The organism is Dactylosporangium sp. NPDC000244 (assembly GCF_040300725.1).
Lineage (GTDB): Bacteria > Actinomycetota > Actinomycetes > Mycobacteriales > Micromonosporaceae > Dactylosporangium.
In genome coordinates this window covers 1-21,800 of the sequence record NZ_JBEPEH010000004.1, presented here as the reverse complement: position 1 = coordinate 21,800, position 21,800 = coordinate 1, and the positions used below count along the sequence as shown (strand labels likewise).

General features: G+C 74.7%; 20 protein-coding genes and 1 pseudogene. 14 read left to right on the top strand and 7 right to left on the bottom strand.

Annotated features, from left to right (window positions below; translation table 11 throughout):
* The first annotated feature begins 35 nt into the window (after positions 1–35).
* Genes ABT369_RS06725 through yidD form a run of 3 tightly spaced genes read left to right on the top strand, consistent with a single transcriptional unit; the run spans position 36 to position 4,913 of the window.
* Complete coding sequence (locus ABT369_RS06725; protein WP_350610718.1) at positions 36–3,146, top strand: putative bifunctional diguanylate cyclase/phosphodiesterase; 3,111 nt, start codon at positions 36–38, stop codon at positions 3,144–3,146.
* An 18-nt stretch (positions 3,147–3,164) separates the two neighbouring features.
* Positions 3,165–4,436 carry an aminotransferase class I/II-fold pyridoxal phosphate-dependent enzyme gene (locus tag ABT369_RS06720; RefSeq protein ID WP_350610717.1) on the top strand — a complete coding sequence of 424 codons (1,272 nt, stop codon included), beginning with the start codon at positions 3,165–3,167 and terminating at the stop codon, positions 4,434–4,436.
* Between the two features lie 48 nt (positions 4,437–4,484).
* On the top strand, positions 4,485–4,913 hold the full coding sequence (gene yidD / locus ABT369_RS06715) for a membrane protein insertion efficiency factor YidD (protein WP_350610716.1): 429 nt from the start codon (positions 4,485–4,487) through the stop codon (positions 4,911–4,913).
* Positions 4,914–4,933: 20 nt separating this feature from the next.
* On the opposite strand, the gene ABT369_RS06710 is transcribed toward yidD, so the two are convergent.
* Positions 4,934–5,716, bottom strand: a complete 783-nt coding sequence (locus ABT369_RS06710) for a universal stress protein (RefSeq protein WP_350610715.1) — start codon at positions 5,714–5,716, stop codon at positions 4,934–4,936.
* A 186-nt stretch (positions 5,717–5,902) separates the two neighbouring features.
* On the opposite strand from ABT369_RS06710, the gene ABT369_RS06705 reads away from it, so the two are divergent.
* Positions 5,903–6,310 (top strand): hypothetical protein, encoded by a 408-nt coding sequence (locus ABT369_RS06705; protein ID WP_350610714.1) that lies wholly within the window; start codon positions 5,903–5,905, stop codon positions 6,308–6,310.
* A gap of 8 nt (positions 6,311–6,318) precedes the next feature.
* On the opposite strand, the gene ABT369_RS06700 is transcribed toward ABT369_RS06705, so the two are convergent.
* A complete protein-coding gene (locus ABT369_RS06700; RefSeq protein WP_350610713.1) occupies positions 6,319–7,464 on the bottom strand; it encodes an ROK family transcriptional regulator in 1,146 nt (381 codons plus the stop codon).
* A gap of 146 nt (positions 7,465–7,610) precedes the next feature.
* On the opposite strand from ABT369_RS06700, the gene ABT369_RS06695 reads away from it, so the two are divergent.
* The 3 genes from ABT369_RS06695 to ABT369_RS06685 are packed head-to-tail and all read left to right on the top strand — an operon-like array spanning position 7,611 to position 11,439.
* A complete protein-coding gene (locus tag ABT369_RS06695; protein ID WP_350610712.1) occupies positions 7,611–8,429 on the top strand; it encodes a class I SAM-dependent methyltransferase in 819 nt (272 codons plus the stop codon).
* Between the two features lie 15 nt (positions 8,430–8,444).
* A complete protein-coding gene (locus ABT369_RS06690; RefSeq protein WP_350610711.1) occupies positions 8,445–11,099 on the top strand; it encodes a DEAD/DEAH box helicase in 2,655 nt (884 codons plus the stop codon).
* A gap of 49 nt (positions 11,100–11,148) precedes the next feature.
* Positions 11,149–11,439: a peptidoglycan-binding protein gene (locus tag ABT369_RS06685; RefSeq protein ID WP_350610710.1), complete on the top strand. Its 291-nt coding sequence runs from the start codon at positions 11,149–11,151 to the stop codon at positions 11,437–11,439.
* Here ABT369_RS06685 and ABT369_RS06680 read toward each other — a convergent pair.
* Positions 11,436–12,182, bottom strand: a complete 747-nt coding sequence (locus ABT369_RS06680) for a hypothetical protein (protein WP_350610709.1) — start codon at positions 12,180–12,182, stop codon at positions 11,436–11,438. The two genes, ABT369_RS06685 and ABT369_RS06680, sit on opposite strands and share 4 nt — an antisense overlap.
* 262 nt (positions 12,183–12,444) lie before the next feature.
* Here ABT369_RS06680 and ABT369_RS06675 point away from each other — a divergent pair, with 262 nt between their 5' ends.
* Together ABT369_RS06675 and ABT369_RS06670 are read left to right on the top strand one after the other, a co-directional pair.
* Positions 12,445–12,915: a hypothetical protein gene (locus ABT369_RS06675; RefSeq protein WP_350610708.1), complete on the top strand. Its 471-nt coding sequence runs from the start codon at positions 12,445–12,447 to the stop codon at positions 12,913–12,915.
* 82 nt (positions 12,916–12,997) lie between these two features.
* Entirely contained in the window at positions 12,998–13,762 is a 765-nt protein-coding gene (locus ABT369_RS06670; RefSeq protein WP_350610707.1) for an SDR family oxidoreductase, read from the top strand.
* A 398-nt stretch (positions 13,763–14,160) separates the two neighbouring features.
* Here the strand turns inward: ABT369_RS06670 and ABT369_RS06665 are convergent.
* Positions 14,161–15,321: pseudogene (locus tag ABT369_RS06665) on the bottom strand (MFS transporter); the annotation flags it as partial.
* 104 nt (positions 15,322–15,425) lie between these two features.
* Here ABT369_RS06665 and ABT369_RS06660 point away from each other — a divergent pair.
* Complete coding sequence (locus tag ABT369_RS06660) at positions 15,426–16,235, top strand: winged helix-turn-helix transcriptional regulator (RefSeq protein ID WP_502891715.1); 810 nt, start codon at positions 15,426–15,428, stop codon at positions 16,233–16,235.
* 63 nt (positions 16,236–16,298) lie between these two features.
* Positions 16,299–17,222 (top strand): GNAT family N-acetyltransferase, encoded by a 924-nt coding sequence (locus ABT369_RS06655; RefSeq protein WP_350610705.1) that lies wholly within the window; start codon positions 16,299–16,301, stop codon positions 17,220–17,222.
* 4 nt (positions 17,223–17,226) lie between these two features.
* Here ABT369_RS06655 and ABT369_RS06650 read toward each other — a convergent pair whose 3' ends face one another.
* Positions 17,227–17,685, bottom strand: a complete 459-nt coding sequence (locus ABT369_RS06650; protein ID WP_350610704.1) for a group II truncated hemoglobin — start codon at positions 17,683–17,685, stop codon at positions 17,227–17,229.
* Between the two features lie 54 nt (positions 17,686–17,739).
* On the opposite strand from ABT369_RS06650, the gene ABT369_RS06645 reads away from it, so the two are divergent.
* On the top strand, positions 17,740–18,147 hold the full coding sequence (locus ABT369_RS06645; protein ID WP_350610703.1) for a winged helix-turn-helix transcriptional regulator: 408 nt from the start codon (positions 17,740–17,742) through the stop codon (positions 18,145–18,147).
* Here the strand turns inward: ABT369_RS06645 and ABT369_RS06640 are convergent.
* Positions 18,101–18,712: an HAD family hydrolase gene (locus ABT369_RS06640; protein WP_350610702.1), complete on the bottom strand. Its 612-nt coding sequence runs from the start codon at positions 18,710–18,712 to the stop codon at positions 18,101–18,103. The two genes, ABT369_RS06645 and ABT369_RS06640, sit on opposite strands and share 47 nt — an antisense overlap.
* A gap of 42 nt (positions 18,713–18,754) precedes the next feature.
* Here ABT369_RS06640 and ABT369_RS06635 point away from each other — a divergent pair, with 42 nt between their 5' ends.
* Positions 18,755–19,861 (top strand): ROK family transcriptional regulator, encoded by a 1,107-nt coding sequence (locus ABT369_RS06635; RefSeq protein WP_350610701.1) that lies wholly within the window; start codon positions 18,755–18,757, stop codon positions 19,859–19,861.
* Here the strand turns inward: ABT369_RS06635 and ABT369_RS06630 are convergent.
* Positions 19,848–20,447: a C40 family peptidase gene (locus ABT369_RS06630; RefSeq protein ID WP_350610700.1), complete on the bottom strand. Its 600-nt coding sequence runs from the start codon at positions 20,445–20,447 to the stop codon at positions 19,848–19,850. The two genes, ABT369_RS06635 and ABT369_RS06630, sit on opposite strands and share 14 nt — an antisense overlap.
* Before the next feature lie 71 nt (positions 20,448–20,518).
* Between ABT369_RS06630 and ABT369_RS06625 the strand changes: the two genes are divergently transcribed.
* Complete coding sequence (locus tag ABT369_RS06625; RefSeq protein ID WP_350610699.1) at positions 20,519–21,664, top strand: trans-sulfuration enzyme family protein; 1,146 nt, start codon at positions 20,519–20,521, stop codon at positions 21,662–21,664.
* Positions 21,665–21,800 lie beyond the last annotated feature (136 nt).

The following is a 21,800-nucleotide window of genomic DNA, read 5'->3' as shown; positions in this document are numbered from 1 at the left end:
GCGGGGCTGGTGATCGCTAACGAAAGCAGCAGAGAGTGAGCGGGTCGGCACGCGGGGTGCTGGCGGGTTACGCCGGTGCGATGGCGGTCCTGGTGATCGCCAACTTCGCGCTGCCCAGCCTCCATCCCGTGCTGTGGTCCGCGATCGGCTGCTCGAGCGTGGCCGCGATCCTGCTCGGCGTGCACCTGCACAAGCCCCGCAAGCGGGCGCCCTGGCTGCTGCTGGCCGGCGCGGTCGCCTGCTTCATCACCGGCGACCTCATCGCCGACGTGCTGACCCGGCTGCTGCACCAGTCCGGCTTCCCGTCGCTCGCGGACGCGTTCTACCTCACGATGTACGTCCTCATCGCCGCGGCCCTGGTCTGGCTCTACCGCCTCGGCGTGGTCCGGCGCGACCTCGGCGGCCTGTTCGACGCCGTCACGCTGACGGCCGGGCTCGGCCTGCTGTCGTACATCTTCCTGATCCGGCCCTACGTGGACAATCCGAACCTGTCCACGCTGGACCGGACCATCTCCATCGCCTACCCGCTCGCCGACATCGTCGTGCTGCTCGTCGGCGCGCGGCTCATCGCCTCCGTGCGGTTCCACGCCGCCCTGGCGCTGCTCGCCCTCGGCGGTGTCGGGCTGCTCAGCTCCGACGTCGGCTACGGTCTGCACCAGCTCGCCGGCAGCTGGCACACCGGGGGCCCGATCGACATCGGCTGGGCCGCGTTCTACGTGCTGTGGGGCGTCGCCGCGCTGCATCCCTCGATGCGGCAGCTGACCGAGCCCCAGGTCCATCGCGGCGGCGAGGAGCGGCTCGGCCGCCTGCTGCTGCTCGGGCTGTCATTGTTCATCGCTCCGATCGTGCTGTTCGTCGAGATGCGGGGAGGCCAGGTGCGCGACGCCGCCGCCATTGCCGCCGTGTCGGCGCTGCTGTCCGGACTGGTCCTGCTGCGGCTGGGCCGGGCGGTGCGCGCGCAGCGGCTCACCGTGCAGCGCGAGCGACGCCTGCGCAGCGCCGGTGCCGCGCTGCTCATGGCCACCGACGCCGGGGGTGTCGCCCGGACCGTCCGCGGCGCCGTCGCCGAGCTGCTGCCGCCCGGACGCTCCTACGCCGTCGCGCTCGGCCCCGCCCGCGGGCCGAAGGTGTCGATGCCGTACCTGTCCGAGCTGGACCCCGAGCTCGCCGCCGAGCTCGGCGGCTTCGAGGTCGCCCTGTGCTGCCCGCTGGCCCTGGCCGACGGGCGGGCCGCCGAGCGGGCGCTGTACGTGGCCGCCGACGAGGTGGTGCTCGCCGGGCTGCAGGAGGCCGCGCAGATCCTCGCGACCCAGGCCGCGATGGCCCTGGAGCGCATCGCGCTCGGCGATGAGGTCGGGCGGCGCAACAGCGAGGCGTACTTCCGCACCCTCGTGCTCAACACCGCCGACGTCATCCTCATCGTCGGCGACGGCGACCTCGTCGGCTACGCCAGCCCCTCCGCGCGGGCGCTGTTCGGCTCCGACCTGCTCGGCACCCCGCTGCCGACGGCGTTCGCCGAGGAGAGCGCGGCCGAGGTCGCCCGGCGCCTGGCCGAGGTCCGCGCCACCGAGCCGGTCCACCGCCCCGCGCCGCTGCCCGCCGACCTGCCCCGCCGCCCCGTGGACGCGCCCGTCGCCGACAGCGCCCGGCCCGGGCAGGACCTGCAGGTGACCGGCCCCGACGGGCGGCCCGCGCTGGTCGAGGCGACCTTCCGCGACCTGCGCGGCGAGCCCACCGTGCGCGGGGTCGTGGTGACCCTGCGGGACGTGACCGAGCGCAGCCGGCTGCAGGCGGAGCTGTACCAGCGCGCCACCTTCGACGCCCTCACCGGCCTGCCGAACCGCGAGGTCTTCCTCACCCGGGTCCAGGAGGCGGTCGCGTCCGGCGCCGAGACGGGCGCGACGGTCGGCGTGCTCATCGTCGAGCTCGACGACTTCAAGGTGGTCAACGACACCTTCGGCCACGGCGCCGGCGACGCCCTGCTCGTCGCGGTCGGGCAGCGGCTGACCGAGGCGCTGCGGGCCGTCGACGGCTCCTACGGCGCGGCCGGCACCGTCGCGCGGCTCGGCGGCGACGAGTTCGCGGCCCTGGTCCGCCGGGCCGGGACCTCCGCCGACGTGGAGCGGGTGGCGGAGCGGGTGCTGCAGAGCTTCAAGGCGCCGTTCGAGCTCGCCCACGGCACGGTGTCGGCCACGGCCAGCATCGGCGTGTCCACCACCGCCGAGGCCGCGAGCGCCCAGGAGCTGCTGCGCCACGCCGACCTCGCCGTCTACGTGGCCAAGGACGCCGGCCGCGACCGCTGGCGGCGCTTCGAGTCCTCGCTGCACAGCGCCGTCGTCGAGCGGCACAAGCTGCGCGCCGACCTCGACCGGGCCATCGCCGGCGAGGCCTTCCTGCTGCACTTCCAGCCCATCGTCACGCTCGCCGACGACCGCACCCGCGGCTTCGAGGCCCTCGTGCGCTGGGACCATCCGACCCGCGGCATGGTCCCGCCGGACGAGTTCATCTCCGTCGCCGAGGAGAGCGGGCTCATCGTCCCGCTCGGCGCCTGGGTGCTCAGCCAGGCCATCACGGCCGCGGCGCAGTGGCGGATCGCGTACCCCGAAGATGAGATCTATGTCTCCGTGAACGTCTCGGCCCGGCAGTTCCGCGCGCCGGACTTCGCCCAGTGGGTGCTCGCCGAGATCGACCGGATGGGCCTGCCGCCGGGCGGGCTGCTGCTGGAGATGACCGAGAGCCTGCTGCTGCACGACGACGGCGAGGTCGCGGCCGAGCTCGCGGCCCTGCGCCAGGCCGGGGTGCGCATCGCCATCGACGACTTCGGCACCGGCTTCTCGTCGCTGTCCTACCTGCGGCGACTCCCCGTCGACGTGCTCAAGCTGGACAAGAGCTTCATCGACACGGTGGTCTCCTCGGCCGAGCAGCACGCGGTCGTGGACATGATCGTGCAGCTCGCCCGGATCCTCAAGTTGCAGGTCGTCGCCGAGGGCATCGAGACATCGGCGGAGCGCGAACTGCTGGTCACGATGGGTTGTGACCACGGCCAGGGGTACTTGTTCTCGAGGCCGCTGAGCTACGGTGACGCGAGTCAATGGTTGTCGGACGATGCGTCGGGGCCTCAACGGGGAGGCCGAACCGCGGCCTGAAACACCCCGGAGGATTTTGTGCACGCCTCAGAGCTGGCCACCGAAGTTGACCTTGACCCGCGGTACAGCGGCATCGCCCGCCTCCGCACCGAGACGCGATTCTACGACGCGGTCATCGACGAGATCGACGGGCGGCGCATCCGCGTCGGGGAGCACTGGCTGACCGACTGGGCCTCCTGCAACTACCTCGGCTTCGACCTGGAGCCGCAGATCATCGGGGCGGTCGAGGAGCAGCTGCGCCGCTGGGGCACGCACCCGTCGTGGTCGCGGATGCTGGGCAACCCGGCGCTGTACCCGCAGATCGAGGAGCGGCTGGCCGCGCTGCTCGGGGCCGAGGACGCCCTGGTCCTGCCGACCATCACGCAGATCCACCTCTCCGTCATCCCGGTGCTCGCCCAGCAGGGCCAGATCCTCATCGACGCCCGGGCCCACAAGACCATCTGGGACGGCTGCGTCTTCGCCCGGGCCCAGGGCGCCACGCTCTCGCGGTTCCGCTCGCTGGACGAGCTGGCGTCGCTGCTGCCCGGGGCGGCCGCGGCGGCGTCCAAGGCCGGCGGCCCGGTGCTCGTGTGCATGGACGGCGTCAACAGCATGACCGGCAACATCCCGGACGTGCGGGAATACCTCGACCTGTGCCGGGCCCACGGCGCCGTGCTCTACGTCGACGACGCGCACGGCTTCGGCGTCATCGGCGGCCGCTCGGCCGACGAGACCAGCCCTTACGGCACCGCCGGGAACAGCATCATCCGGTACTGCGGGGAGTCCTACGACGACGTGGTGCTCGTCGGGGGCTTCTCGAAGGCGTACTCGTCGCTCATGGCCTTCCTCGCGGTGCCGGCGGCGCTCAAGAACCGGCTCAAGGCCTCGGCGGCGCCGTATCTCTACTCCGGCCCGTCCCCGACCGCCTCGCTGGCCACGGTGCTCGCCGGCTTCGACGTGAACGCGGAGCGCGGCGACAAGCTGCGGGCCGAGCTCTACCGGATGTCGATGCGCGTGCTCAACCACGTGCGCGGGCTCGGGGTGTTCACGCCCAACACCGACGACACCCCGATCATCGAGCTGCCGATCGCGCTGGACCGCGACCTCGTCGACGTGTCCGAGCTGCTGTGGGAGCGCGGGCTGTTCGTGACGCTGGCGCCCTACCCGGGCGTGCCGCGCGACCAGGTCGGCTTCCGGGTGCAGGTGACCGCGGCGAACACGGACGCGGAGATCGACACCCTCAACGACGTCATCTCGGAGCTGGCGGGCGCGGGCGTGTTCCAGGAGGCCCGGGAGTCCAGCGCGAGCTGACGTCGGGGGGCTCCCCTACGGGTGGCGCCGGGGCGGTATCACGGAGTCATGCGCGAACGATGGTCCCGCCGGCGGCACCGGCATCACGACGACTACGGCTACCGGCGCGGCGGCGGCAACAGCTGCCTGCGCGATGCCTGCCTGCTCGAGGCGGGCTGCTGCATCGGCGAGGCGATCGACGGGCCCTGCCTCATGGTGGGGCTGCTGTCGCTGCCGGCGATGCTCTTCACGATGGCGCGGGCGCCGCGGCGGGCGGCGTCGCCGGAGGGCCCGCTCGTCGGGGCGATCCGGCGGTACCAGACCGAGGTCTCCGCCAAACGGGCGCGGCCGTGCTGCCGGTTCACGCCGAGCTGCTCGCACTACGCGGCCGAGGCCATCACCCGCCACGGCGCCGTGCGGGGCGTCTGGCTGGCCACGCGACGCCTGGCCCGCTGCCGCCCGGGCGGCGCCCGCGGGGCCGATCCGGTGCCCGTCTAGACGCTGCTCTAGACGCCGCTCTAGACGCTGCGGGTGACCAGGACCGGCGAGGCGGCGTGGTGGACGACGAGCTGGGTCACCGGGTTCGGGCGGGGCTGCTCGTACCAGCCCACCCGGTGCGCGCCCACGACGAGCATGAGGGCGTTACGGGCCGCTTCCGTCAGGGTTTCCAGCACGCCCGTGTCGCGGCTGTCGAAGTGGGTCTCGACCTCCGGGTGGCGGTACAGCCACGGCTCGAGCCCGGCGGCGACGACCTCGTGCGGGCGGGCCCGGCCGGCGTGGACGGCGAGCAGGGGCACATGGCGGGAGGCGGCCTCGCCGTAGCCGAACGCGAGGGCGCGCTGGCTCGACGGGGAGCCGTCGACGCCGACGACGACCGGGGCGTGGGCCGGCAGCGCGGTCGTCGGGTCGGCCCAGCGCCAGCCGTTGTTGATGACGAGCACGGGGCAGTGGGCGAAGGACGCCAGGTGCGCGCTGACCGACGCGTCCAGCACGCTGCCGTCGTGGACCCGGCCGCCGATGACCACCAGGGCGGCCGTGCGGGACTGCTGGCGCAGGATCCACGCGGGGGAGCCGCCCAGGGTCATGGTCTCCACCGCGATGCCCGGCTGCCAGCCCTTGGCCTCCGTGGCCGCGTCCAGCACCAGGCCCTGGCCGTCCGCGGGCCCCTTCCAGCTCAGCGCGTGCACGATCCGCAGCGTGCGTTGCTGTCGCGCGGCCTCGTCGGCGGCCCAGCGCACGGCGCCCAGCGCTGCGGCCGAGCCGTCCACACCGACCACGATCGGGCAGTGTTCCAGCAGCATGGCGCGCCTCCTTCCCGATTGTCCCGATTCCACCGTCTCTCGCGGCGTGCCCCGGCACAAGGGGCGCCCGCGGTTCCCGCTCGAGGCGGTGCGGTCCTCGTCCGTGCCGCCGCGGAGGCCGGGATTTCTGGCGGGAGCGACGGTCCGCAGGTGACGCGGGCCCGAGCAAAACGCATCGAAGCAATCGTGTACGGTCCCGTCTCGACCGACACGCGAGGGGAGCGCGCGACCAACATGCACATCAACGACTTCTGGGTGGCCATCCCGATCGGCCTGCTCATCGGCGTGCTCGGGCGGCTGGTGCTCCCCGGCCGGCAGTCGATCGGCGTGTTCATCACGTTCCTGATCGGTGTCGGCGCGGCGCTGCTGGGCACGCTCGTGGCCGAGCTCGTCAACCTCGACGACAAGGCCGTCGTCAAGGTGTGGAAGATCCAGTGGAGCTGGTGGGAGCTCGGCATCCAGGTGCTGTTCGCCGCGGTCGGTATCGGGCTGGCGAACATGCTGACCTACACGAAGCTGGCGTCCGGGGCGCCGAAACCGCGCAAGCGGGCCGCCGCCCGCAAGCGTAAGCCGAAGAAGTCCGAGGACGACTGACCCGCGGGCTACGGGCGGCTCAGGTCGGCCAGCAGGGCCTCGCGCACCGAGGCCCGGCCGGCCTCCTGGGCGCCCAGCAGGGCGGCGTCGTCCTGCACCCGCGTCGTGGCGATGGTGGTGTCCAGCGGGGCCGCCTCGGCCAGGGCCGCGGCCACCGCGGCGCCGAGCAGCTCGCCGCCGGCCCGGCCGACCTCGCCGCCGATGACGACCAGCGGCGGGTCGAGCACCGCGACGACGGCCGAGAGGCCAATCGCGATGCGGCCCGCGAGGACGGTGACGAACTCGGCCGCGGCCGGGTCCCCGTCGGCGGCCCGGGCGGCCACGGCGGCCATGGTGCCCGCGGCCGTCGGGGCGGCGAACCCGTGGGCCGCGCCCAGCTCGAGGACCGCGGCGCCGCCGACGAGGGTCTGGAAGTCGGTGCTCGCGCCGATCGGCATGTATCCGATCTCGCCGGCCCCGCCCCGCGCGCCCCGCAGCAGGGTGCCGCCGAGGTCGATGGCCAGGCCCAGGCCCGCCTCGCCGAGCCACAGCAGCGTGAAGCTCTCCGCGTCGCTCCCGGCGCCGTGGGCCCGCTCGGCGACGGCGGCCAGGTTCACGTCGTTGTCGACGCCGACGGTCACGCCGAGGCGCCGGCGCAGGTCCTCGACCAGCCCCGAGCGGCCCCAGCCGGGGATGTCCACGTGGTGCAGGACGTCGACGCGCTGGTCGTAGGAGCCGGCGACGGCGATCTGCACGTGGGCGACCGGGTCGCGGGCGACGCCGGCCTCCTTGCACACCTGGTCGACGATGTCGGCGACCACGGCCACGGTGTCGGTGCCGGTGAAGTCGACGGCCGACTCCAGCCGGCCGCGGACCGCGCCGGCGAGGTCGGTGACGGCGGCGGTGACCGCGGGCGTGCCGTGGCTGTCCGGGTCGCGGACCGACCGCACGGACAGCGCCACCGCGTAGGCGGCGTCCGGGTTCACCGCGTACACCTCGGCGTTGGGCCCCGGCCCGGCGCTGACGTAGCCGACGACGCTCACCAGCCGCGCCTCCGTCAGGCGGCGCAGCGCCTCGGAGATCGTCGGCTTGGACAGCCCGGTGAGGTCGCGCAGCTCCCCGCGGGTCAGCGGCCCGCGTTCCAGCACATGACTCAGGGCGGCCGCGTCGTTCATGGCCCTGAGCAGCTTCGATGATCCGCCGAGGTGCGTCATGGTGGCTCGAAACTTATGGGCGGCCCCGGGCGGTGTCAATCCGAGACCTGACATAAACCCAACTCAACCGACAAAATGCGACGAAGGCCACCGTCTATGCTTCCGCCGTGGCCGATCTCGGGGCGATCCAGCAGACCATGTTCATCACCTTGCACGCCCGCGCGACCTCGGGCGACGCGACCGCCCGGCGGCTGGTCGAGGCGATCGACTACGACTTCGGCATCTTCGAGCGGCACGCGGGCCTGACGGCACTGTTCCACGTGCTGCGCTCGTCCTCGTACGACGCGTGGACGCGCGACTTCCTCGCCGAGTGTCCGAACGGGACGGTGGTGGAGCTCGGCGCGGGGCTCACCACGCGGGCGGACCGGCTCGACAACGGCACCGCCTCCTGGGTGTTCGTGGACCTGCCGGACGCCGCCGGGCTGCGCCGCGCCCTGCTGCCGGACGGCCCCCGCCGGCGCACGGTGGCCGGCTCGGTGCTGTCGGCGGACTGGGTTCCCGCGGTGCTGGAGTCGCCCGGCCCCTACCTGCTGCTGGCCGAGGGGGTGCTCGTGTACCTCGAGCCGGGCCAGGTCCGCGCGGCGCTCGGGCACCTCGCGGCGGGGTTCCCGGGGGGCCGGGTGGCGCTGGACACGTACGGCTCGTGGATCGTCGCCCGGCCGCGGGGCCCGCTGCAGCGCATGGCCGCCGGCCTCGTGTGGGCGTGCGAGGACCCGCGCGAGCCGGAGGGCTGGGGCCTGGGCCTGACGCTGCGCGAGTCGTACGCGCTGAGCCGCCCGGACCGCTCCGTGCGCCGCGCCCTGCCCCGGCGCACGCGGGCGGCGCTGTCGGCGATCAACGCGTTCGTGCCGCGGCGGATGGTGAACACCCCGCGTGAACCTCTACGCCGTGGCATCGACGGATGCGTAGCGCGTGAACGTGCATGACAGAATCGGGCTCCTATGGAGCCCAGCCGCGTCCTCGCCGCGCTCGCCGACCTCGCGCCGGCCGGCCGGGACCGCGTGCTCGACGTCGCCAAGGGGGCGCCGGCACCGCTCTGGCTGACCGAGCCCGACCGGGTGCCCGCCGGCAAGGCCGCGCAGCGCCTCGCCGCGCTCGACTCGCTCCACCGGGAGGAGCGGCTGCTGCGGCGGGGCTGGGCGTGGCTGGTCGGCACCGCCGACGTCGACGGGGTCGCGCGCACGGTGCGGCTGCCGCTGCTCTTCGAGCCGGTGCGGCTGGAGGGGTCGGGGAGCCGGCTGCGCGGATACCGGGTCACCTCCGCCGGGGACCTCGAGGTCACGCCGCTCATCGGGGATCGCGGGCTCGCCGCGGTGCTGGAGTCGGCGCCCGGGATCGGGACGGCGGCGTGGCTCGCGGCCGTCGGGACCGGCGCCTGGATCGAGACCGCCGCGGACGCCGCCGGGTTCAAGCCCGACGCGCGGCTGCTCGGGCGGGCCGGCGCGGCGCTGTACGTGGCCCGCGACGTCGCCACGCCGGGCCTGCGGGACACCCTGCGGGCCTGGTCGACCCGGCCGGGGCTGGAGCGGACCGCGCTCGCGCAGGTGTACGGCGACGGCGCCGGGCCGGACGATGCCGCCGACGAGGCCGTGTACTCGCCGCTGCCGCTGAACCGGGCCCAGCGCGAGGTGGTCCGCCGGGTGCGCCGGGAGCGGGTCGTCGTCGTGTCCGGGCCGCCCGGCAACGGCAAGAGCCACGCGGTCGTCGCGGCCGCGCTCGACACCGTCCACCGGGGCGGGTCCGTGCTCGTCGCGACCCAGGCCAGTCACGCCGCCGAGGTGCTCGCGGGGCTGCTCGGGCGGTTCCCGGGGGCCGAGCCGGTGCTGTTCGGCGACGCCGAGCGGCGCGACCGGTTCGCCCACGCGCTCACGTCCGGGCGGCCCGAGGGCGTCGGCGGCAAGGAGCTGGACGCGCGCCGGGCCGAGGTGCGGGCGGCCGCCGAGACCGTCGAGCGCCTGGAGCACGCGATCGGCGCGGCGCTGGACCTGGAGCGCAAGGCCGCCGAGATGGCCGTGTGGGAGCCGCTGCTGGCCGGGCTGCGGGCCGAGGCGCCCCGGGTGTTCGGCGCCGATTTCGACGTACCGGCGGCGAAAAGGCTCCTCGCGTCCCGCCTTCTGCGCGAATGGCGCGTGCGGCGCCGCTACGGTGTCGAGCCGCGGCGGCTCGCCGAGCTGCTCGGCGCCGTCGAGGCCGACCGGGCCGCCGCCACGCTCGCCGTGCGGGGCGGGACCGACCTCGGCGCGGTCTGGCCGGCGCTGCTGGACGCCGACGCCCGGCTGCGGGCCGCCGTCGGGTCCGCGATGCGCGACGCCGCGGCCGCCGCCGACCGGTGGGGCCGCTCCGCCCGCGGCAGCACCGCCGAGCTCGGGGCCGCGCTGCGGGCCGGGCGCAACCGCCGCCGCGAGGCCCTCGCCGCGCTCGACGGGCCGGCGCTCGTCAAGGCGCTGCCGCTGTGGGTCGGCACCGTCGCCGACGTCGAGGACCTGCTGCCGCCCGTGCCCGGCCTGTTCGACCTCGTCATCCTCGACGAGGCCGCGCACATCGACCAGATCCGGGCCGCGCCCGTGCTGGCCCGGGCCCGCCGGGCGCTCGTCGCCGGCGACCCGAGCCAGCTGCGGTTCGTGTCGTTCGTCGCCGACGTCGACGTGGCCGCGACCCTCGCGAAGCACGGGCTGCCGGACCGGATCGACGTGCGCCGCTCCAGCGCCTTCGACGTGGCCGTCGGCGCCGCCCCGGCGACCTGGCTCGGCGAGCACTACCGGTGCGCCCCGCACCTCATCGCGTTCGCCGCGCGCCGCTTCTACGACGGCCGGCTCACGCTCATGACCCGCACCCCGGCCGCCGAGCGCGAGGACGCGATCGACGTCGTGCGGGTCGCCGGGGCCGCGGTGCGCGACGGCGTCAACCAGGCCGAGGTCGACGCGGTGCTGGGGACCGTGCGCGGGCTGGCCGCCGCCGGGCGCACCGGGATCGGCGTCGTCACGCCCTTCCGCCCGCAGGCCGACGCGATCGAGGCCGCGCTGCTCAAGGAGCTCACGGCCGAGGAGATCGAGCGGCTCGGGCTGCGCTGCGGCACCGTGCACGCGTTCCAGGGCGGCGAGGCCGACACCGTCGTCGTCTCGCTCGGCCTCGTCGACGGCGACACCCCGGCCCGGCTGCGCTTCGCCGCCGAGCCGAACCTGTTCAACGTCATGACCACCCGCGCGCGCCGCCGCCTGGTCGTGGTCACCTCCCTCACGAGCGGCAGCGGCCTGATCGCGGACTTCCTCGCCCACGCCGGCGACCCCCGCCCGGCCCTCGATGCCGCGGATCCGGCGGCGGTACCGTGGGCCGCCCGCCTCGCCACCGAGCTGTCCGCGGCCGGGCGGGAGGTCCACTCCGCCTACCGGGTCGGGGACTGGACCGTCGATCTCGTGGTGGACGGCGACGGCCTCGTCTGCGCCCCGCACCCGGACGGCAACCGGGCCCACCTCGAACGCCAGCGGGCCCTGCTGCGCGCCGGCTGGACGCTGCGCGAGGCGTTCCCGAGCCGCTGGCAGGGCGACCCGGTCCGCGCCGCGCTGGACCTGACGACGGACGTTTTCAGGGTCGGTTGACAGGGTTTTCCCTGACGCCTGCCGAACGTTTGCGCAACACACTCGACGTATGACCGTTCGCCGCATCTTCACCGTCGTCGGCGCCGCCCTCGCCGGCACCGTCAACGCGACCGACGAGGCCGTCCCGCCCGCCGATCCGCGCGAGGTCCGGGCGCTGCTCGCGGAGCTCGGGCTGATCCGGCCCGGCGCGTTCGAGGCCGAGCTGCCGCAGGCGCTGCGCCGCTTCCAGGCCCGCGCCGGGCTCGCCGTCGACGGGATCGCCGGCCCGCGCACGACCCAGGCCCTCGCCCGCTCCGCCCGGGAGGCCCGCCACCTGCGCTCCCTCGGGATGGCCGCCTAGGCCGGCATCGTCGCCAGGAGGTGCGTGAGCCCTTCCTCGGTGCCGATCGAGCCGCGGTCCTCGGGGTGGTTGAGGTAGTGGTTGACCGCGTCGTGCAGGAACTCGCGGTGCACGGCGCTGGACTGCAGCTGCAGCTGGATGCGCTGCAGGTTCTTCTTGCGCCCGAACCCGGTCGTGGTCACCAGCTCCGGCCACAGGATGCCGAGCCGGCCGACGCCGAAGACCGTCGGCAGCGGGCCGGACATGATGGCCGCCCACGGCACCTCGTGCGTGGTGGTCGCGTCGACGACGCTGAGCCCGTCGGCGCGCAGGACGAGGCGCCCGGTGCCGCGGATGAGCATGACGAGGGCGTACACCATCAGATAGGCGAAGCCGAGCGTCACCGCGAACAGCATCCAGGTGAACACGCCCCAGTCATCGTCGTCGTAGACGATGCTGCACAGGATGCCCACGATCGGCGGCAGGCCCGCGGCGTTGACGGCAAGCCGGAAGTACGCGGGCGGCGCCTCGAACGCGTCCGGGCGCACCACGAGCGTGCGCGGCTTGCGGGTGCGCCAGCTCGTCAGGAACCCGACGACGCAGGAGCCGGCCAGCAGCAGGATCGCGACGAGCTGCGGCCAGAGCTCGGCGTGCAGCGCCACCGTGAACGGCAGCAGCACGATGCCCACACCGCCGACGAGCAGGTAGTAGAGCCAGGCGTTGCGCCGGCCTAAGTTGTCGTCCCCGTTCGCACTCTGTGACACCGTGCCACCTCCTATGCAGGGGAATGTATCGGGTCACCGGGAGGCCCCGCCGCCGCCAATTCGACACAGCCTAGGGCAACCTCGCGCCGAGTCCGGCACGCCCCTCCGCCAGCGCCGCGACCAGGTGTTTCGCCGGATTTCGGCCCCGGTGGGGCCGGATGACGGATGCGTGAGGATCCACGAGCGGCGGTTGCCGGCCCGCTCCGGCGGACTGCCGGATTCGTCACAGCCCGCCGCGGACCGGCCGGTCTAGGGTGGCGCGATGGACCTGCCTGGCACCGACGATCTGCTGCGGGCGATGACCGTGCTCGGCATTCCCGGGGATCCGCGGTACATCATGCAGGACCTCGACCCCGACCGCCGCCGCGCGCATCTGCTCGCCCATCTCACGGCCGCGCTCGTCGACCGGCAGGAGTCGCTGGAGACGCTCGCCGGCCTCGACGTCGAGGACCGGGCGGACCTGCACTGGGCGGCGGACCGGGCCGCGGCCGGCGCCGGCGGGGTCGAGCGGCTGGAGACGGCCCGCCTGGCCTGGGTCCAGCACACCGTGGCCCGCCGCCGTGGCCGCCGCCCCGACCCGGTCGCCGACGCGGTGGCCACGACGCTCGGGGTGCTGACCGAGCTGCTGGCGGCGCCGCCGCCCACGGGCCCCGTCGCGGCCGACGCGATCCAGGCGCTGTGCGGGGCCGCCGACCATCTCGGCGCGGTGCTGCGGTCGCTGGCGGACCCGTGACACCACCGCCGGGTCGTGCCTCCCCGCGGCTCCTTCGGGGCGGGGGAGGGCGGCGGGGGCGCACCACGGGTTCGCTGGGGGCATGACCGACGACTCCCTGCAGGGCCGCGTCGCGCTGGTCACCGGCGCGTCCAGCGGCATCGGCGCGGCCACCGCGACCGTGCTCGCAGACCGCGGCGCTCGCGTCGCCCTGCTCGCCCGCCGCCAGGACCGCCTCGACGAGCTCGTCGGGGAGATCACCCTGGCCGGCGGTACCGCGCTCGGCGTGCCCGTCGACGTCACCGACGCCGACGCCCTGACGGCCGCCGCCGACCGGGCCGCCGCCACGCTCGGCCCGGCCGACCTGGTCGTCAACAACGCCGGCGTGATGCTCCCGGCCCCGGTCGAGCAGCTGCGCACCGACCAGTGGCAGCGCCAGATCGACCTGAACGTGTCCGCCGCGATGCACACCATCGGCGCCGTGGTCCCGCAGCTCGTGTCCGCCGCGGCCGAGGGCCGCCGGGCCGACCTCGTGAACACCTCGTCGATCGCGGCCGAGAACATCTTCCCGAACTTCGCCGTCTACGCCGCGACGAAGGCCTTCATCACGCACCTCTCCCGCCACCTGCGCGTGGAGCTCGGCGCGAAGGACGTCCGCGTCACGGCGATCGAGCCCGGCATCGTGGGGACCGAGCTGCAGGACCACGTCACCGACCCGGGCGCGCGCGAGTGGCTCGACGACACCCGCGACACCGTCGAGTGGCTGACCCCGCAGGACGTCGCCGAGGTCATCGCCTTCACCGCGGCCCTGCCGAGGCACGTGAACCTGCAGCAGGTCACCATCATGCCGACCCGCCAGGCCACCTGACCGGCGCCGCGCGCGAGGGCCCGGGGTGTGCGTGCGCGGGCCGTCTAGACTCGGTCCGCATGATGGCTACGAAGCTGGGTCGTAGGTCCGCCGCGCTCGCCGCCGGGTTCGTGCTCGCGCTCGGGGCGGGCGCGTGCAGTACCGACAACGTCGACTGCACCACGAGCGCCTGCACGGTCACGTTCGACCGCGGGGTCGACGCCGAGTCCTCGGTGCTCGGCGTCGACGTCAAGCTCGTCGGGGTCGACAACGGCCAGGTCAAGCTCGACGTCGGCGGGACGGTCGTCAGCGTGCCCGTCGACGGCAGCACCTCCGCGGAGGGCTTCGACATCTCCGTGCAGAAGGTCACCGAGTCCGAGGTCGTCGTGCGGATCCAGACCAGCTGAGCGGATGCGGGCGCTCGCGAGCAGGGCGAGCGGGGCCAGGACCGTCGCCGCCGCGGCGGCGAAGAGGGCCGTGCGGGCGTTCGTCGCGTCCGCCAGGAGGCCCGCGAGCAGCCCGCCGACCGGGATCGCGCCCCACGACACGAAGCGGACCGTCGCGGCCACCCGCGGCAGCAGCTCGGGCGGGGTGGCGAGCTGGCGGTAGGTGCGCGTCGTGACGCTCAGGACCACCACGCCGCCGGCGAAGACGATGTTGCCCAGCGCGAAGGCGAGGTAGGCGGCCCAGCCGCTGCCGATGGGAATGGTCGTGGCTCCCAGTACGGCGACGAAGGACGCCAGGATCAGGGCGCGCCCGGCACCGGCGCGGGCCGTGACGCGGGACGTCAGGGCGGCGCCGAGCAGCGTGCCGGCGCCCTCGGCGGCGAGCAGCACGCCGAGGAGCCCGGGCGGGGTGTGCAGGACCCGGACGAGGTACAGCGGAAACAGCGCCAGCTGCGCCCCGCACACGAAGTTCACGGCCGTCGCGGTCCACATGCCCGGGCCCATCACGGGGTGGCGGGCCACGAAGCGCCAGCCCTCGGCGATCATGCGGCGCATCGGCGGCCAGGCCTGCGGCGCGGGGGTGCGCCGCGCCGGGAGCGTGCGCAGGAACGCGGCCGAGGCGATGTAGCTCGCGGCGTCGGCGAGCAGCGTGGGCACGGGCCCGAGCAACTGCACGAGCAGGCCGCCGGCCGACGGGCCGCCGAGCTGCACGACCGCGTCGGTGGCCGAGGTGAGGCTGTTGCGGGACTGCAGCTGCTCGCGGGGCACGATCGCGGGCAGGAACGTCGCGTTGGCCACGCCGAAGACGACGGTCGCGAGGCTCACCACGAGCGCGACCGCGATGAGCTGGGCGATGGTGAGCACGCCGAACGCCCACGCGACCGGGATCGACGCGACCGCCGCGGCGCGCAGCACGTCCATGGCGATCTGCGCGCCGCGCAGGGGCAGCCGCTGCACGAGCACGCCGGCGGGCATGCCGATGAGCAGCCAGGCCGCGTAGCCGGCGGCGGCGACGAGCCCCATCTGCACCGGGGTGGCGTCGAGCACCGTGAGGGCGGTGAGCGGCAGCGCCACGGCGCTGATCGCGGACCCCGCGGAACTGGCCATACCTGCCGACCACCAGCGCCAGAACATGCGCACTCCTCAGTGGGTTCCAAATTGGAACTGACTATACTGCATGGGTGCGGCACGAGGATCTGGCCGACGCCGACTGCGGGATCGCGCAGGCGCTCGGCGTCATGGGCGACTGGTGGACGTTCCTCATCGTGCGGGACATCGCCGGGGGGACCACCCGCTTCGACGCGCTCGCGAAGGGGCTGGGCGTGAGCCGGCGGGCCCTTACCGAGCGGCTCGGCGCCCTGGTCGAGCACGGCGTGCTGCGGCGGCGGCCGTACTCGCAGCACCCGCCCCGCCACGACTACGTCCTCACGCCCAAGGGCGAGGGGCTGCTGCCGGTGCTCGTCGCGCTGCAGGACTGGGGCTCGCGGCACGTGATGGGCGACGGCTCGCTGGACGCGATCGGCACCGAGGCCGAGGCGCGGCGGGTCCACGCCCTCGTCGGCCACCCGGTGCCGGGGCTGCACAGCAAGAACTGGACGGTGCTGTACTGCTTCCCCGGCGCCTTCGCACCCGGAGCCGGAGGGCACCCGCCCGGCTGGGGCGACATCCCGGGCGCCACGGGGTGCACGCTGGAGTCGCTGACGTACGCCCAACGGGAGCCCGCCTTCCGTGAACTCGGCGCGGACATCCGCGGGATCAGCACCCAGCGCCCCGACCAGCTGCGGGCCTTCGCCGAGCACGCGCGGCTGCCGTTCCCGCTGCTGTCCGACCAGGACGTCCGGCTCGCGGCCGCGCTGCGCCTGCCCACGTTCCGGGTCGCCGGCGCCGACCGGCTCAAGCGGCTCACGCTGCTGCTCGACCCCGCCGGGGCGGTGCGGGCGGTGCAGTTCCCGATCACCGACCCGGCCGGCTCGGTCGACGCGATGCTCGGCGAAATGCGGTTGCGGGCCGGGGCCGGCGCCGGTAGGAAGGTCGGCGGCGACACGTGATCGCCGGAAGGGAGGAGCCGGTCATGTCCGCAGTCCGTGCACCACGCATTGGAGCAGTCACACATGCACGTCACCTTCCGCCCGATCACCGGGCCCGCTGAACTACCCCTGTTCCTCCGCCTGACCTACGAGCTCGACGGCGAGGTGCCGGGCGACCTCGAGCGCGGCAACCGCCGGCCCGAGTGGCTCTGGATCGCCGAGCGCGACGGGGATGTCCTCGCCCGCGCCGGCTGGTGGGCGCGCCCGGGGGCCACGGAGCCGCAGCTCATGGACTTCTTCGACTTCGCCGACGGCCACGCGGCGACCGGGGAGGCGCTGGTGCGCGCCGCGCTCGAACGGCTCGTGCCGGCCGGGTCGGCCCCGCCCGAGTACATCCGGTTCGTGCCGCCGGACTGGCGTCAGGCGGACGCGACGGCACAGCCGCGCCTGGCCGCCCTGGAGCACCTCGGCGCGCGCCTGCTCGTCGAACGGCTCCGGCTCGAGTGGCGGCCCGGCACGCCGGTCGCGCCCGACGAAGGCCCCGACGAAGGCCGGCTGCGCTTCCGCGGCTTCGCGGGCACCGGGGAGGCGCTGGACCTGATGACCCGCGCCGTCGCGGGCACCCTCGACGCGCACCACCGCGCCGGCCTCGAGCGTATGAGCCCGCGCGCGGTCGCCGAGGAGCACTTCCACGACGAGCTCGAACGATATTCGAGCCCGCAGGACTGGTGGCGCGTCGCGACCCGGCCCGACGGCGAGCCCGTCGGGTTCGTCTTCCCGGCGCGCAACGACTACGGGCCGATCATCGCCTACATCGCGGTGCTGCCCGAGCATCGCGGCCACGGCTACGTCGACGCGATCCTCGCCGAGGGCACCCGCGTGCTGGCCGCGCACGACATTCCCCGGATCCGGGCCAGCACCGACGCCGGCAACGTGCCGATGGCGCGCGCGTTCGCCCGGGCCGGCTACGTCAACTACCAGAACCAGCTCGACATGACGTGGCAGTAGCGGCTCACGACGGCTGATAGGGCGGCGCCTCGCCCCAGCCCCAGCGCGGAACCGGTGCCTCGCGGACCGGTTCCGCACCGGGCCGGGAGTTGCTCACCGCGAGCCGCGTCCCCCACTCCAGGTAGCCGACGAACGCGGCCCGGAACTCGGGATCGCCGGGCAGCCCCGCCTCGTCGGCGGCGTCCATCATGAGCCCGAGCCAGCGGCGCCGCTGGGCCTCGGTGATGCCGCGGCCCAGATGCTTGCCGAGCATGTGGGGGTAGCCGCCGCGCCGCGCGGTGTACGCGGCCGGCCCGCCGAGCACCTCGCCGAGCCACATCGCCACGAAGTGCGCGTGCCCGGGGTCCATGTGCGCGAACACGGGCGCGAGCACCGGGTCGGCGAGCACCCTGTCGTAGAACACGTCGGTGAGCCGTTCGAGCGCCGCCTCGCCGCCCGCCCATTCGTAGAGTGTCGGAGTCACACCGCGACGGGATCACGGTTCGGCGGACGGCGACAAGTACGCACTTTTCGGTGCGTGGCCTTCGGGAGGAGCACGGTGAAGCGGTACCACTGCCCGGTCGAACTGGCCGTGGACGTCATCGGCGGCAAGTGGCGCCCGGTGATCCTGGCCCACCTCAAGGAGGGCGTGCACCGCTACGGCGAGCTGCGCCGCCGCATGCCGGACGTGTCGGAGAAGATGCTGACCCAGTGCCTGCGCGAGCTGGAGGCCGACGGCCTCGTCGCCCGCCGCGACCTGGGCACGAACCCGCCGCACGTGGAGTACGCCCTGACCGGGGAGGGCCGCAGCCTCGCGCCGGTGCTGCAGGCGCTCTACGACTGGGGCACGGCCCGCGCCGCCCGCACCGGCACCCCCGTCGGGTCGGCCGGCGGGGACGCTACGACTGCTGGATCAGGATGTCGGCCAGGTCCGCCAGCGTCGTGATGCGCAGGTCCGCGTCCAGGCCGCGCAGGGCCGCGACCGTGCACCCCGCCGCGTGGCCCGCGTCGATGCCGGGCCGGGAGTCCTCGACCACCAGGCAGGCGGCCGGGTCGACGCCGAGGCGGGCGGCGGCCGCGAGATACGGGTCCGGGTGCGGCTTGCCCCGCGGGGTCTCCTCGACCGTCACGAGCAGCGGCGGCTCGATGCCGACCGCGCCCAGCCGGGCCGAGGCCAGCCGGCGGTCGGCGCTCGTGACCACGGCCCAGGGCAGCTCCAGCTCCTTGAGCGCGACCAGCAGCCGGGCCGTGCCGGGGGTGGGCACGACGTCGTCGAGGTCGGCGTACTGCAGCTCGAGCTGCCGCCGCGACGCCGCCTGCACCTCCTCCTCGGACAGGTCCGGGCGCACCGCGCGGATCGTGGTCGGGGCCGGGGCGCCGTGCATGCGGGGGCGCAGCTGCTCGATCGGCACGCCGGCCTCGTTCGCCCACATGAGCCATGCCCGTTCGACCGCCGCGTCCGAGTCGACGAGGGTGCCGTCCATATCGAGTAGTACCGCCGCGAATCGCATGCCGTCCTCCAAATAAACTCGTAGGTCGAGTATATTCGAGGAATGCCCGCCGCCCTAGACCTGCTGCGGTTCGCCCACGCGAATCCCGGAGTGACCCGGGCCGAGGCGGCCGCCCGGCTCGGCCTCAGCAGCGGCTCGGCCACCGAGATCATGGGGCGCCTGCGCGCGGCCCGGCTGCTCGGCGAGGTCGCCGCGCCCAGCGCCGGGCGCGGCCGGCCCACCACCGTGCTCGTCCCGCACCCCGAGGGGCCGCTCGTCGCCGTGGTCGAGCTCACCCACGCGACCTGGCGGGTCACCACCGCGGCCGTCGGCGGCGCGCTGGCCCCCGCGCCCGTGCACCGCCACGGCGGCGACCCCGCCGCGGTGCTGGGCGAGATCGCGGACGCGGTGCGGGCGCTGCGCACCGAGCGCACCGGGCGCATCGTGGGCGTCGCGGTCTCCGTCCCCGCGACCGTGCGCGGCACGACCGTCGTGCAGGCCGCGACCCTCAACTGGCGCGACGTCGACCTCTCCGGCCTCGGCTGCGGGCTGCCGCTGACCGTCGGCAACGACGCGGCCCTCGCCGGGGTGGCCGAGGCGCTGCGCGGGGCCGCCCGGGGCCACGCGGTCGCCCTCTACCTGACCGTCGAGGTCGGCGTCGGCGGGGTCGTGCTCATCGACGGCGCCCCGGCGCCGGGCGCCGCCGAGTTCGGGCACGTGCCGTTCGGCGATCCGGCGCTGGCCTGCCCGTGCGGGGCGAGCGGGTGCTGGGACGTGACCGTCGACGGCCGGGCGATGGCCCGCGCGCTCGGCCGGCCCGCCCCGGCCGACCCCCGGGCCTTCGCGGGCGCGGTGCTGGCCGCGGCGAGGGCCGGGGACGGTGCCGCCCGGGCCGCCGTGCACGAGGCGGCCGACGCGTTCGGCCGGGGCGTCGGGGCGCTGCTCAACGCGCTGGACCCGGCCGTGGTGACCCTGGGCGGGCTGGGCGCGGACCTGATGGCGTCGGCCGGGGACGTCTTCTCCGCGGCGGTACGGCGAGCCGCGATGGCCTGGCGCCGCGACGCCCTCCCGCCGATCGTCCCGGCCGGGCTGGGCGCCCTCGGACCGTCGATCGGGGCCGCCGAGTCGGCCTTCGCCGGGCTCCTCGAGGACCTCGTCACACGTCGGTGAGGTGCACGTAGGCGACGATCTGCTCCTCGCGGGGCAGGTCCTGCAGGTGCACGGAGACGCCGGTGTGCCCGGCGTTGACCACCTGGTCGTCGCCGATGTAGAGCTCGACGTGGCCGCCGTTGTTGGTGAACACGAGGTCACCGGGGACCAGCTGGTCGCGGGTGGTCCGCTCGCCGACCTTGATCTGGTCGTACGTGACCCGGGGCAGCCGCACGCCGGCCGCCTCCCAGGCCATCATCACCAGGCCCGAGCAGTCGAACGTGTCGGGGCCGGCGGTGGCGAACTTGTAGGGCTTGCCGACCTGGGCCTTGGCGTAGGCGATGGCCGTCGCCGTCTTGCGGGCCCGGATCGCGGCCGCGTCGTCGTGCAGGACGAGCGTCTGGCCGACGCGGATGAGGGTGGACGTGCCGAGGTTGTTCAGGCGCTGCAGGTCCTGCACCGTGGTGCCGTTGCGGTGGGCGAGACCCCAGAGCGTGTCGCCGGGCCGCACCACGGTCGTCTGGGGCTGGTCGGCCGCGAATGCCGGCTGCGGTACACCCAGCAGCGCGATGGCGAGGACGACCGCTCCGATCCGTCTATGTCGCATGGAGGCAACATAACGAAGAACCCTCTCGTTCGTGGCAAATCGGGCATCTCGGAAGCGGCGATACTGGGCCCATGGAGATCCGCCCGAGCATGACCCGCCTGCTGCACCCGGACGTCCCCGAGCGGCCGGGCGGCACACCGGTGACGACACCGGTCTATCAGACGAGCACCTATGAGCTACCCCGCGGCCCCGAGGCCGCGCAGATCGCGGAGGCGGTGGCGCCGGTCGGGTACTACACGCGCTACGGCTCCCCGAACGCCGCCGAGGCCGAGGCGATGCTTGCCGACCTCGACGGCGCCGAGCGGGCGCTGCTGCTGGGCAGCGGGATGGCCGCGGTCAGCGCCGCGCTGCTGTCGAACGTGCGGGCCGGCACCCGGGTCGTCGCCCAGACCAACCACTACACGGCGGCGTTGACGCTGCTGCGCGACGTGCTGCCCTCCTTCGGCGCTCACGTCTCCCTGGTGCAGCAGGAGAACCTGCCGAGCGCCGTCGACGAGCACACGGACCTCGTCTACGCCGAGACCCCGAGCAACCCGGCGATGGTGCTGACGGACCTGGCCGCGGTGCGGGCCGCGGCGCCGGGCGCGCTGTTCGTGGTCGACAACACGTTCTCCTCGCCGTACAACACCCGCCCCCTCGACCTCGGCGTGGACCTCGTGGTGCAGTCGGCGACGAAGTACCTCAACGGCCACAGCGACGTCACCGCCGGCGTGCTCACAGGCCGGGCCGGGCTCATCGAGCGCGCCTGGGAGACCGCGCGCGTGCTCGGCCCGACCTGCCACCCGTTCGAGGCCTGGCTGCTCGCGCGCGGCCTGCGCACGTTCCCGCTGCGGATGGCCCGGCACAACGCCAACGGCCAGGCGGTCGCCGAGGCCCTGGCCGCCCACCCGGCCGTGGCCGCCGTGCACTACCCGGGCCTGCCGAGCCACCCGCAGCACGAGCTCGCGCGGCGGCAGATGAGCGGGTTCGGCGGCATGCTGTCGTTCACGGTCGCCTCGGCCGAGGTCGCTCAGCGTGTGTTGCAGGGAACCCGGCTGGCGCTCAACGCGGTGAGCCTCGGCGGCACCGAGACGCTGATCACGCACCCGGTGAGCCTGCTGTTCACGCACGGCGGCACCGCGGGCGGGATCGATCCGGCGCTGCTGCGGCTGTCGGTCGGCCTGGAGGAGCCGCAGGACATCATCGCCGACCTCACCCAGGCCCTCGACGCGCTCTGATCGGAGCGCGCCCGGCGGGCGCCTTTCGCGCGGGCGGGCGCCGCGAACCGGGCGGCGCGAACCGGGCGGCGCGAACCGGGCGGCGCGAACCGGGCGGCGCGAACCGGGCGGCGCGAACCGGGCGGCGCGAACCGGG

Bases quoted from the DNA above. Each gene is read 5' to 3' on its own strand.
- ABT369_RS06690 (WP_350610711.1), top strand. From the start codon at position 8,445: ATGGAGCCCAGCCGCGTCCTCGCCGCGCTCGCCGACCTCGCGCCGGCC.
- ABT369_RS06640 (WP_350610702.1), bottom strand. From the start codon at position 18,712: ATGCGATTCGCGGCGGTACTACTCGATATGGACGGCACCCTCGTCGAC.
- ABT369_RS06710 (WP_350610715.1), bottom strand. From the start codon at position 5,716: ATGCTGCTGGAACACTGCCCGATCGTGGTCGGTGTGGACGGCTCGGCC.
- yidD (WP_350610716.1), top strand. From the start codon at position 4,485: ATGCGCGAACGATGGTCCCGCCGGCGGCACCGGCATCACGACGACTAC.
- ABT369_RS06625 (WP_350610699.1), top strand. From the start codon at position 20,519: ATGGAGATCCGCCCGAGCATGACCCGCCTGCTGCACCCGGACGTCCCC.
- ABT369_RS06660 (WP_502891715.1), top strand. From the start codon at position 15,426: ATGGGCGACTGGTGGACGTTCCTCATCGTGCGGGACATCGCCGGGGGG.
- ABT369_RS06670 (WP_350610707.1), top strand. From the start codon at position 12,998: ATGACCGACGACTCCCTGCAGGGCCGCGTCGCGCTGGTCACCGGCGCG.
- ABT369_RS06700 (WP_350610713.1), bottom strand. From the start codon at position 7,464: ATGAACGACGCGGCCGCCCTGAGTCATGTGCTGGAACGCGGGCCGCTG.
- ABT369_RS06675 (WP_350610708.1), top strand. From the start codon at position 12,445: ATGGACCTGCCTGGCACCGACGATCTGCTGCGGGCGATGACCGTGCTC.
- ABT369_RS06655 (WP_350610705.1), top strand. From the start codon at position 16,299: ATGCACGTCACCTTCCGCCCGATCACCGGGCCCGCTGAACTACCCCTG.
- ABT369_RS06635 (WP_350610701.1), top strand. From the start codon at position 18,755: ATGCCCGCCGCCCTAGACCTGCTGCGGTTCGCCCACGCGAATCCCGGA.
- ABT369_RS06685 (WP_350610710.1), top strand. From the start codon at position 11,149: ATGACCGTTCGCCGCATCTTCACCGTCGTCGGCGCCGCCCTCGCCGGC.
- ABT369_RS06630 (WP_350610700.1), bottom strand. From the start codon at position 20,447: ATGCGACATAGACGGATCGGAGCGGTCGTCCTCGCCATCGCGCTGCTG.